This is a genomic window from Amycolatopsis sp. NPDC005003 (assembly GCF_053600695.1).
The window spans coordinates 292,205-303,104 of sequence record NZ_JBSGAI010000006.1 but is presented as its reverse complement, the minus strand read 5'-3'; the positions used below and the strand labels follow the sequence as shown (position 1 = coordinate 303,104).

The window sequence follows — 10,900 nt, the reverse complement described above, 5'->3', positions numbered from 1 at the left end:
TGTACCCGTCCCCCGTGCTGGGCGGGGTGTTCGTTTTTTTTTTTGTTGTTTAGAACCCTAATTACCACTCACGACCGGACCACGTCAGAAGTCGAAGCCGCCGGGGCGGTTGTTGCGGTCGGCCACGAGACCGGCCAGCGTCGCCAGGGCGATCTCCGGCGGGGTGCGGGAGCCGATGTTCAGCCCGACCGGGCGGTGCACGCGGGCGATGTCGGACTCCGGCACACCCAAGCCCTGCAGGGCGGCGACGTGCGGGCCCGGGTGACGCGGGTTGCCGAGCACGCCCACCCACCGCGGCTCGCCTTCGAGCGCGGCCTTGAGCACCGTGCCCAGCTCGGGCCGGTGGTGGTCGGTGACGACCACGTCCGCCGACGCGTCGAGCCGCGGCAGCACGGTGTCCGCCTCGATGCCCTCGGGGACGTCGGTGACGCGCGCGGGATCCGGCTCGTACAGCGCGACGTGGTAGCCGAGGTCCTTCGCGAACTTCAGCAGGAACCGGGAAACCGGCGAGGCGAACACCGCCACCAGGGTCCGCACCCCCGGGTCGGCCGGAGCCGTGCCGTGGGCGACGTCGCAAGTCTCGCTCATGACCTCAGTTTGGCAGCCTCAGAGCTCTTCGAGCACGCTCAGCCGGAAGTGGAATGTCGACGTCCGGCCCTCGACGATCACCACGTACCCGCCCGGGCCCCGCAGCACCTTCCGCGACTTCGGCGACCACGGGTAGGCCGGCTCGTACTCGCGGGCCAGCCGCAACGCCTCGGCCTCGGCGGTCTCCTGGTCGGCAAAGGAAAACCGCTCCGACAGCGACCAGTGCCGCTCCGAGGTGCGCTGCTCCTCGACCACCACCCACCAGCTCACGGCGTCGCCACGCTTTCGCCAAGTGTCACACGGAAGTGGAACTTAGCCGTAGGGCCGGACGCGATCACCAGATACCCGTCGGCGACCTGCAGAACCTTTCGCTCCGTCACCTTCGACGGGTGTACCGGCTCGTGCGAGAACGCCAGGCTCCGCGCTACCGCGTCGGCGTGCTCGCGATCCCCGCCCGCCGGCTTCGTCTTGGTGACGTTCCAGGCGCGCGCGTCCCCGCCGCCGCGCTGTTCTTCGACGACCACCCACCACATGTCAGACCTCCGGCTCCGCGAATTCGAAGTACTCCGGCAACGGCGCGGTGCCGGCGAGGCGGAAGTACCGCACCTTGCGCCGCCGCCGCAGCCGCAGCGTGTCGCGGACGGCGTCGTTGTGGACGCGGCGGGCGATCACCACGCGGTGCTCGGCGTCGGTCAGCTCCTCGGCCAGCTCGGCCGGCAGGCCCGCCCGGTCGATGCGGCCCAGCTGCAGCGTCAGCTCGTTTTCCGCGGCTTCGCGCTCGGCCCGCGGCGCCGCTTCGGCACGCTCGGCCGACGTCCGCAACACCGGGTCGCCGACCAGCGCCGCCACCGCGCGTGCCACGACCGCCCGGCGCGCCAACGCGGCGTCCAGCGCGGCCCAGCCGGCGTCCGTGCGGACGTGCAGCCGGTCGAGCCGGTTCGCCGTCGCCACCAGGAACAGCCCGCCCAGCACCACCACCAGGGCGAGCAGCGGCAGCAGCCAGCCGAGCACGCTCACCGGGCGAGCTCCTGCTCCGGCGCCGCGACCCGCCGCGGGTCGGCGGCGACGGCCGTCTCGTAGACGCGGAGCACCTGCGTGGCCACCACGGACCAGTCGTACATCGTGACGCGCTCCCCCGCCGCCGCGGCCAGCGACGCCCGGCGCGCCGGGTCGCCGAGCAGCTCGCGCAGCCCGTCCGCGAGCGCGGCCGCGTCACCGGTCTCGACGAGCAGGCCGGCGCGGCCGTCGTCGAGCACCCGCCGGAACGAGTCGAGCCCGCTGGCCAGCACCGGCGTCCCGGCCGCCATCGCCTCGGTGAGGATCATCCCGAAGCTCTCGCCGCCGGTGTTCGGCGCGCAGTAGACGTCGACGCTGCGCAGCGCCTGGGCCTTCACGTGGTCGTCGACCTGGCCCAGCAGCTCCAGGTGCGGGGCCAGTTCCGGCCCGGCGTCGCGGCGCAGCTGGTCTTCGTCGCCGCGGCCGACCACGACCAGCCGCAGGTCTTCGAACTCCGGCAGGATCCGCCGCAGCGCCTCCAGCAGCACGCCCATGCCCTTGCGCGGCTCGCCGAACCGGCCGACGAACCCGACCGTGCCGCCGGCCCGCGGGTAGCCGGGCAGCGGCGCCGCCGAGGAGAAGAACCCGACGTCGACACCGTTGGGGATCTCCACGGCGTCGCCGCCCGCGTGCTCGACCTGGACGCGGCGGGCCAGCGCGGACACCGCGATCCGGGCCGTGATCTTCTCCAACAGCGGCCGCAGCACCGGCTGGAACGCCGAGAGGGTGCGCGAGCGCGTGGTCGCGGTGTGGAACGTCGCCACGATCGGGCCGTCGGCGATGAGCAGCGCCAGCAGCGACAGGCTCGGCGCGGCCGGTTCGTGCAGGTGCAGGACGTCGAAGTCGCCCTCGCGGATCCAGCGGCGTACGCGGGCGTAGGACACCGGGCCGAACTGCAGCCGCGCGACCGAGCCGTTGTACGGGATGCCGAGCGCCTTGCCCGCGGGGTGAACGAACTCCGGCAGCTCCGCGTCCTCGTCGGCGGGCGCCAGCACGGACACCTGGTGGCCGCGCGCGAGCAGGGCCTTCGTCAGGTCGATCACGTGCCCCTGGACCCCGCCGGGCACATCGAAGGAGTAGGGGCACACGATCCCGACCCGCATCGGCCGCGTGGCCACCGCTCAGCTCGCTTCTTCGAGGCTTGCCTGCTCGGCGGCCTCGAGGTCGGCGGGCCAGAACTTCTGCACCATGTGCCAGTCGGCCGGGTGCGCGGCGATGTCGCCGGCGAAGATGTCGGCCAGTGCCTGGGTCGCGGCCGGGACCTCGGCGCGCGCGGTGACGCGGATGCGCGGGTGCAGCCGGATCTGCCAGCCGTCCTCGGTGAACCAGCAGCCCGCCGGGATCAGCGCCGCCCCGGTCGTCGCCGCCAGCCGCGCCGGGCCGCCGGGGAAGCGGGCCTTCTCCCCGAAGAACTTCACCGGGATGCCGCTGGTGGTCAGGTCGCGGTCGCCGACCAGGCAGACGGCCTTGTTCTCGCGCAGCCGTTTCAGCAGCACGCGCATCGCCGAGCTGTCACCCGTGAGGGGGACGATCTCGAAGCCGAGCGACTCCCGGTACTCGACGAACCGCCGGTAGAGCGACTCGGGCTTCAGCCGTTCCGCCACGGTCGTGAAGCCGCCGAGGTAGTCGGCCAGCCAGACGCCGGCGACGTCCCAGTTGCCGCTGTGCGGCAGCGCCATCACCGCGCCGTTGCCCTCGGCCAGCGCCGCGTCGAGGTTCTCCACGCCGGTGATCGACGCCGCGACCTTGGCGCTGACCTCCTTGTGGTCCATCGACGGCAGCCGGAACGTCTCGTGCCAGTAGCGCGCGTACGAGCGCATCGCGCGCCGCGTCAGCTCGTCGAGCTCCACCGGGTCCGCCTGTGGCACCACGCGGGCGAGGTTCGCGCGCAGCTGCCGAACACCCCCGCCGTCCCGGCGGACGGCCAGGTCCGCGCCGAGCGAGAAGACCGTGCCGCCGAACCCGGCGGGCAGCCAGCCGGCGAGCTTCCACCCGGCCGCGTAGCCGAAGGCGCTCACCCGCTCGCTCAATCTGCTCATGCCGGTTGCTCCCCGGCGGCGGCTTCGCGGGCCGCCTTCGCCACGGCGGCGAAGCGCTGCAGCAGCGTGACGACCGATCCGGCGGCGAGCAGCCAGAGCGTCACGTCCACGGTGTACGGAATGCCGAAGCCGTGCAGACCGGTGCCGACCAGCGCGATGATCAGCCGCTCGGCGCGCTCGACGAGCCCGCCGTCGACCGGCAGGCCGGAGGCGTCGGCCCGGGCCTTGACGTAGGAGATGACCTGGGCGAGCACCAGGCACAGCAGGGCCGCGGCGGCGGCCGGGTGGTTGTCGTCGACGACGAAGCACCACCACGCGATGGCGGCGAACAGGGCCCCGTCGACCAAGCGGTCGCAGGTCGCGTCGAGCACCGCGCCGAACGGGGTGCCGTAGCCGCGGGCCCGGGCCATGGCGCCGTCGAGGACGTCGAGCATGGCGAAGCCCCAGACCGTGAAGGTGCCCCACAGCAGGTGGTCGGCCGGGAAGAAGACGAGGGCACAGACGACCGCGCCGGCGGTGCCGAACACGGTCATCACGTTCGGGGTCAGCCCGGCGCGGACCAGCGCCTGGCCGATCGGATCGGTGACGCGGGAGACGGAGGCACGCGCGAAGATATTGAGCATCGGTTCGTCGAGGCACCTGGCTACGAGGGTCGGGTGGGCGAATGCAGCCTATCCACCCGCGTGCGCGAACCCGACGCGCCGCCCCGGGTCAGCCCGATTTCGTGAGCTGGCCCTCGTGCTCCCGCGCCTCTTCGGCGGCCACCGCGGCGGCGCACTTCGGCGACAGCTGACGACGGATGGCGGCGCTGATCTCCCCGAGCGCCGTCACCTGCTCCGGCGTCAGCGGGTCGAACAGGCTTTCCCGGACGGCTTCGACGTGCCCCGGCGCGGCCGCCTCCAGCGCGGCGAAGCCGGTGTCGGTGAGCACCGCCCAGGCGCCGCGCTTGTCGGTCGGGCAAGCCTCGCGCCGGACCCACCCGTTCGCCTCCAGCCGCGCGACGGCGTGCGAGAGGCGGCTGCGGGACGCCTGCCGGGCGTCGGCGAGCTCGCTCATCCGCAGCCGGCGGCCGGGCGCTTCGGAGAGGGCGACGAGGACTTCGTAATAGGTGTGCGGCATGCCCGAGTCGTGCTGCAGCTGGGCTTCGAGGTGCGCGCTGAGCATGCGGGTGGCCGCGTTGAACTCACGCCAGACGCGCTGTTCGTCGTCGCTGAGCCATCGGGTTCCGGACATAACCCCATCATACTCTCGGTTGAACACTCAATCAGGAGTTTTCCCCGGTCGGACCATGGTCCGGACAACCCCCGTCACCAGGCGTCGGCCAGCAGGTCCCGCGTCTCCCCCAGCAGCTGCGGGAGCACCTTCGTCTGCCCGATGATCGGCATGAAGTTCGCGTCGCCGCCCCACCGCGGCACCAGGTGCTGGTGCAGGTGCGCGGCGATCCCCGCGCCCGCGATGTGGCCCTGGTTCAGGCCGATGTTGAACCCGTGCGCGCCGGACACCGCGCGGATCACCTTCATCGCGTGCTGGGTGAACTCGGCGACCTCGCGCGTCTCCTCGACCGTCAGGTCGGTGTAGTCCGCGACGTGCCGGTACGGCACCACCATCAGGTGCCCCGGGTTGTACGGGTACAGGTTCAGCACCGCGAACACGACTTCGCCGCGGGCGACGATCAGGCCGGTTTTGTCGTCCAGGGAAGGGATCCGGCAGAACGGGCAGCCGGGTTCCTCGTCGCCGTCCGGCTTGTCCTGGCCCTTGATGTAGGCCATCCGGTGCGGGGTCCAGAGCCGCTGGAAGGCGTCCTGGACCCCGATGCCCTGCTGCTCGACGAGCTCGGGACCCTCACTCACCGAACGACCGTCTCCAGCGCGTCGGCCGACGGCGACGCGTTTTCGCGGCGCCCGACCCACTCCGCGATCGCCTCGACCGCCTTTTCCACCGGGACGCCGTTGATCTGGCCGCCGTCGCGGAAGCGGAACGACACGGCGCCCGCCTCGACGTCCTTGGCGCCGGCCAGCAGCATGAACGGCACCTTCTGCGTGGTGTGCGTGCGGATCTTCTTCTGCATCCGGTCGTCGCTCGCGTCGACCTCGGCGCGGATCCCCTTGGCGCGCAACGCCTTCTCGACGTCCTGCAGGTACTCCACCTGGTCGGCGGTGATCGGGATGCCGACCACCTGCACCGGCGAGAGCCACGCCGGGAACGCGCCCGCGTAGTGCTCGGTCAGCACGCCGAAGAACCGCTCGATCGAGCCGAACAGCGCGCGGTGGATCATCACCGGCCGCTGGCGCGAGCCGTCCGGCGCGGTGTACTCGAGCTCGAACCGCTTGTTCTGGTTGAAGTCCAGCTGGATGGTCGACATCTGCCAGGTGCGGCCGATGGCGTCTTTCGCCTGCACCGAGATCTTCGGGCCGTAGAAGGCCGCGCCGCCCGGGTCGGGGACCAGCTCGAGGCCGGAGTCGATCGCCGCCTGCCGCAGCGTCTCGGTGGCCTCCTCCCACTCCCAGTCCTCGCCGATGAACTTGTCGGAGTCGCCGCGGGTGGACAGCTCGAGGTAGAAGTCGGAGAGGCCGTAGTCGGCGAGCAGGTCGAGGACGAACTTGAGCAGCGATTTGAGCTCGCCCGGCATCTGCTCCTTGGTGCAGTAGATGTGGGAGTCGTCCATCGTCAGGCCGCGCACGCGGGTGAGGCCGTGCACCACGCCGGACTTCTCGTAGCGGTAGACGGTGCCGAACTCGAACAGCCGCAGCGGCAGCTCGCGGTAGGACCGCCCGCGCGAGCGGAAGATCAGGTTGTGCATCGGGCAGTTCATGGCCTTGAGGTAGTAGTTCTCCTCGTCGAACTGCACCGGCGGGAACATCGTGTCCGCGTAGTAGGGCAGGTGGCCGGAGGTGTGGAACAGCTCGCCCTTGCTGATGTGCGGGGTGTTCACGAACTCGTAGCCGGCCTCCTCGTGGCGGCGGCGCGAGTAGTTCTCCAGCTCGCGGCGGATGATGCCGCCCTTCGGGTGGAACACCGGCAGGCCGGAACCGATCTCCTCGGGGAAGGAGAACAGGTCGAGCTCTGCGCCGAGCTTGCGGTGGTCGCGGCGCTCGGCCTCGGCGATGCGCTCGAGGTAGGCGTCCTGCGCCTCGGCCGACTCCCACGCCGTGCCGTAGATCCGCTGCAGCTGCGGGTTCTTTTCACTACCCCGCCAGTACGCGGCGGCGACGCGGGTGAGCGTGAACGCCGGGATGAACTTCGTCGTCGGGACGTGCGGACCGCGGCAGAGGTCACTCCAGACACGTTCCTTGGTGCGCGGGTCGAGATTGTCGTAGATGGTGAGTTCGCCCTCGCCGACCTCCATCACCTCGGCCGTGTCCACTTCGGACTTGAGGTCGACGAGCTCGAGCTTGAACGGCTCGTCCGCGAGCTCCTTCTTGGCCTCGTCGACGGAGTCGAACACGCGCCGGGAGAACTGCTGGGCGCCCTTCACGATCTGCTTCATGCGCTTTTCGAGCGCCTGCAGGTCCTCCGGGGTGAACGGCTTGTCGACGGCGAAGTCGTAGTAGAAGCCGTCCTTGACCGGCGGGCCGATGCCGAGCTTGGCGTCCGGGAACTGCTGCTGCACGGCTTGGGCGAGCACGTGCGCGGCCGAATGGCGGATGACGCTGCGGCCGTCCTCGGTGTTCGCGGCGACCGGCTCGACCTCGGCGTCGGTTTCCGGCGCCCAGGCGAGGTCGCGCAGCTTGCCGCCGGCGTCGCGGACCACGACGATCGTCTCCTCGCCCTTGGTGGGCAGGCCGGCCTCGCGGACCGCCGCGCCCGCCGTAGTGCCCGCCGGTACCACCACGCGGGAGGCGGCCACGGGGGAAACGGGGGGCGACTGGGACACGATCGGCTCCTCAAGCTGGAGTGACAGAGATGACGTCGTCGATGCTAGTCGGCGGCGCTTTCGCGCCTCACGCGCGTGGCGCGAACGCCGGACGGGCCGCCTCCGGCTCCGGAGACGGCCCGTCCGAGCTGCGTCAGAGGGTTTCGACGACCTGGTCGAAGTCCAGCCGCGGCAGGCGGTCGAACCAGGGGTTCTCGCCCGGCTTGCCGACGTTCACGATGACCAGCGAGCGCCACTTCTTGTCCGCGAAGAACTCGTCGTCGACGCCCTGGGCGTCGAAGCCGGTCATCGGGCCGGCGGCCAGCCCGGCGGCGCGGACGCCGATGATGAAGTAGCCGACCTGCAGCAGCGAGTTCAGCTTGGAGAACTCGACGCGGCCCTGCTCGTCGGCGAAGTTGTCCTTCACCTGCGGGGCGTGCGGGAAGACCTGCGGGATGTTCTCGTGGAAGTCGACGTCCGCGGCCAGCACGACGGTCAGCGGGGCGGCTTCGGTCTTGTCCCGGTTGCCCGGGGCCAGGTGCGGCAGCAGGCGGGCCTTCGCCTCGGCGGTCCGGAGCACCAGCGCGCGCAGCGGCTGGGTGTTCATCGACGTCGGGGCCCACTTGACGAGGTCGTAGATCGCGCGGACCTGCTCCTCGGTCACCGGCTCGGAGCTGAAACTGTTGGCCGTGCGAGCCTCGCGGAACAGCAGGTTCTGGACGTCCGCGGGGAGGGCGAGGGCCTCGGTCTGCTCGGCAAAGGTGGTCATGGGGCTGTGCTTCCTTCCGTTGGGTCGGTACCCCGTGCAACCAGGTTGAGCGTTGAACTATTTCGCACTCAACTACTTTGCGGCGGTGAACTGGCTCACGGTGAGCCCCGGTCAGCCGATCGGGTCAGACTGGCCTCGTCGGGTGCCGGTAATCCGGGCGAACGGGGCAATCGGGATGGCCCGGCCGGGGCGGCGCCGCCGTGGCGAACAGGGGCCTCGCGGCGGCCTGTCGGCTCGGCTCGCGCGGACGGTCGTGGGGCCGGAATGCGGCCGGTAGCTCGATGCAGCCGGAACCCGGGTTTCTCCGGGCCTGCTGGGGCGGCTGAAGCGGCCCGCGGGCGGTTGCAGCAGCGCAAGGGCGGCCCTCGGCCCCCGATATCCAGCTTACCGGCGCGTACCGACATTTCCGGGTGTCCGCCGGCGTCCCCCGGGAACGGGCACGGCCGCCGGCTCCCTGCGGCGGGAATCGGCGGCCGTGGTGCGCGGCGCGGCGGAGACGGGTCAGTAGGCGCCCTGACCGCCCATCACCGCGCGGAACGTCTTCCAGAGGATGACCAGGTCCAGTGCGAGGGACCAGTCCTCGACGTAACGCAGGTCCAGCCGGATGCTCTCGGCCCACGTCAGGTCGCTGCGCCCGCTGACCTGCCAGAGCCCGGTGAGGCCCGGCTTGACGAGCAGCCGGCGGCGGGCGTCGGGGGCGTACTGCTCGGTTTCCTCGGGCAGCGGCGGCCGGGGGCCCACGAGCGACATCTTCCCGGACAGGACGTTGAACAGCTGCGGCACCTCGTCGAGCGAATACCGGCGCAGGAAACCACCCACGCGGGTGATACGAGGGTCGCGCTTCATCTTGAAGAGCGGGCCCGCGCCTTCGTTTTCCGCCGCCAGGGTCTGCTTGATCGCGTCGGCGTTGGTGACCATCGTCCGGAACTTGAGCATGGTGAACGTCGCGCCGTCGCGGCCGACGCGGCGCTGGCGGTAGATCACCGGGCCGCGGTCGTTCAGCTTGATCGCCACCGCGATCGCCAGCAGCAGCGGCGACAGCAGGGTGAGCAGCAGCGCCGAGCCGCAGCGGTCGACGATCTCCTTCACCACCCGGCGGCCGCCGGTGAACATCGGCGCGGTGACCCGGAGCAGGGGCATGCCGAGCACGCCGGTGACGTTGAGCCGGGGCCCGGCGACCTCCATCAGGACCGGCGCCACGACCATCTCCGCGCCGGTGCCCTCCATGTCCCAGGCCAGCCGCTGCAGCCGCTTCGGCGTCCAGTACTGGTCGGCGGTGATCGCCACGACCCGGTAGCCGCCGCGCCGGACGTGCCGGGACAGCTCGTCCAGCCTGCCGACCACCGGGACGCCGTCGATCTCGCCGCTGTCGCGGTCTTCGCCGTGGCCGCTGAACGTGCAGGCGGCTTCGACGCGCCAGCCGACGTGCACTTCCGAGCGGGTGCGGGCGATCAGGTCCGCGACGGTTTCCGGGCTGCCCGCGGCCATCACCGGCAGCAGGCAGAGTCCCTTGGCGCGCTTGCGGTGCAGCACCTGGCGCAGCAGGTAGCGCTGCGGGAAGGCGACCAGCGCGATGGCCGGCACCACGATGAACACCCAGACCTGGACCTCGAGCGCGCCGAACAGCAGGCCGCCCAGCGCGACCAGGACGGCGGCGGTGATGAAGCCGCGGCCGAGGGTGCGGTACTCCTCCGCGCCTTCGCCGAGCACGCGCGGGCTCCAGGCCCGGCTGGCGGGCAGCGAGACGAACACCGCGAGGATCGTGCCGAAGGCGTGCATGTCGTGCGGGGCAACACGATCGATGACGAACGCACTGATGGCGATCACCAGCAGCGTGATGAACACATCGCTGCCGATGACCCAGGCTCTGTACCGCGCTTCCCAGGCCGCGGGCCACGCCTTGGGGGACGGACCTCCTGCGTCGCCGGAGTTTTCGTCCCGCTTCGCGGGACGCGGGATGGCTTGGAGGTCGATGTGCGGCGGTGGCTGGCTCACCGTGTACGAAGGCCGCACCGACTCTTCCATCTGACCTCCCGGGACTGGATCCAATTGAGCCGCGGGCACGCAGCGTCACCGGAGATGACTTCGGAGAGTCACGGCATATCGGTGGTCGCGCAGAGCCCGCGGAGGCTTCACACGGCAAGTTATCGGCGACTCTCTCGGGAGTGTTACAAGGATTTCCAGCCACATGCTGCGTGACATCCCCGCCAGAAAATGGCCGGAAGATAACAAGATGAAGACGATGATTGCGAGGTCGTATCCCTACGAAAATCACGTTCCGTAGCGAACAGGACGATACCCGCACCCGGCCGGACCAAGCTCGGCCGAACGGCCCAGCGCGGCCTTCCGGGCTCTACTGTGGACACTGCAGCGTTTCGAGGTCCACAGTGGACCAGACCGGGCCGTCGCCCACCGGCGCCGGGGTCGGGCGGCCACCCACGGTGACATTCGTCGCCGCACCGTCACGCGCGATGGTTCTGTCACAAGTCGCCGCCGGGCACGTCCGCGGTCACGACGTGCCGAGGATCACATCCGACCTCCCACAGGGTGGCGTTCGACAGAAAACCGCCGCGGCGGCCGGCTTCGAAGGCAGGT

The 10,900-nt window shown here is 70.9% G+C and carries 12 protein-coding genes; all 12 read right to left on the bottom strand.

Annotated elements, in window-relative coordinates; translation table 11 throughout:
* Window positions 1–84: 84 nt before the first annotated feature.
* Entirely contained in the window at window positions 85–588 is a 504-nt protein-coding gene (locus ACWED2_RS10260; protein ID WP_449690127.1) for an XdhC family protein, read from the bottom strand.
* Between the two features lie 18 nt (window positions 589–606).
* Complete coding sequence (locus ACWED2_RS10255; RefSeq protein ID WP_449690126.1) at window positions 607–858, bottom strand: hypothetical protein; 252 nt, start codon at window positions 856–858, stop codon at window positions 607–609.
* Window positions 855–1,121, bottom strand: a complete 267-nt coding sequence (locus tag ACWED2_RS10250) for a hypothetical protein (RefSeq protein WP_449690125.1) — start codon at window positions 1,119–1,121, stop codon at window positions 855–857. Before ACWED2_RS10250 ends, ACWED2_RS10255 begins: the two co-directional genes overlap by 4 nt.
* Window position 1,122: 1 nt before the next feature.
* Window positions 1,123–1,605 (bottom strand): NUDIX hydrolase, encoded by a 483-nt coding sequence (locus tag ACWED2_RS10245; RefSeq protein WP_449690124.1) that lies wholly within the window; start codon window positions 1,603–1,605, stop codon window positions 1,123–1,125.
* Window positions 1,602–2,747: a glycosyltransferase family 4 protein gene (locus ACWED2_RS10240; RefSeq protein WP_449690136.1), complete on the bottom strand. Its 1,146-nt coding sequence runs from the start codon at window positions 2,745–2,747 to the stop codon at window positions 1,602–1,604. The genes ACWED2_RS10245 and ACWED2_RS10240 overlap by 4 nt, the downstream gene beginning before the upstream one ends.
* An 18-nt stretch (window positions 2,748–2,765) precedes the next feature.
* Entirely contained in the window at window positions 2,766–3,683 is a 918-nt protein-coding gene (locus ACWED2_RS10235; RefSeq protein ID WP_449690123.1) for a phosphatidylinositol mannoside acyltransferase, read from the bottom strand.
* On the bottom strand, window positions 3,680–4,306 hold the full coding sequence (pgsA, locus tag ACWED2_RS10230) for a phosphatidylinositol phosphate synthase (protein WP_449690122.1): 627 nt from the start codon (window positions 4,304–4,306) through the stop codon (window positions 3,680–3,682). Before pgsA ends, ACWED2_RS10235 begins: the two co-directional genes overlap by 4 nt.
* 88 nt (window positions 4,307–4,394) lie before the next feature.
* A complete protein-coding gene (locus tag ACWED2_RS10225; RefSeq protein WP_449690121.1) occupies window positions 4,395–4,916 on the bottom strand; it encodes a MarR family winged helix-turn-helix transcriptional regulator in 522 nt (173 codons plus the stop codon).
* A gap of 74 nt (window positions 4,917–4,990) precedes the next feature.
* Window positions 4,991–5,533, bottom strand: a complete 543-nt coding sequence (locus tag ACWED2_RS10220; RefSeq protein ID WP_449690120.1) for an HIT family protein — start codon at window positions 5,531–5,533, stop codon at window positions 4,991–4,993.
* A complete protein-coding gene (gene thrS / locus ACWED2_RS10215) occupies window positions 5,530–7,557 on the bottom strand; it encodes a threonine--tRNA ligase (protein WP_449690119.1) in 2,028 nt (675 codons plus the stop codon). The genes ACWED2_RS10220 and thrS overlap by 4 nt, the downstream gene beginning before the upstream one ends.
* 133 nt (window positions 7,558–7,690) lie before the next feature.
* Window positions 7,691–8,305 carry a malonic semialdehyde reductase gene (locus tag ACWED2_RS10210; protein ID WP_449690118.1) on the bottom strand — a complete coding sequence of 205 codons (615 nt, stop codon included), beginning with the start codon at window positions 8,303–8,305 and terminating at the stop codon, window positions 7,691–7,693.
* 501 nt (window positions 8,306–8,806) lie between these two features.
* Entirely contained in the window at window positions 8,807–10,330 is a 1,524-nt protein-coding gene (locus ACWED2_RS10205; protein ID WP_449690117.1) for a sugar transferase, read from the bottom strand.
* Between the last annotated feature and the right edge of the window lie 570 nt (window positions 10,331–10,900).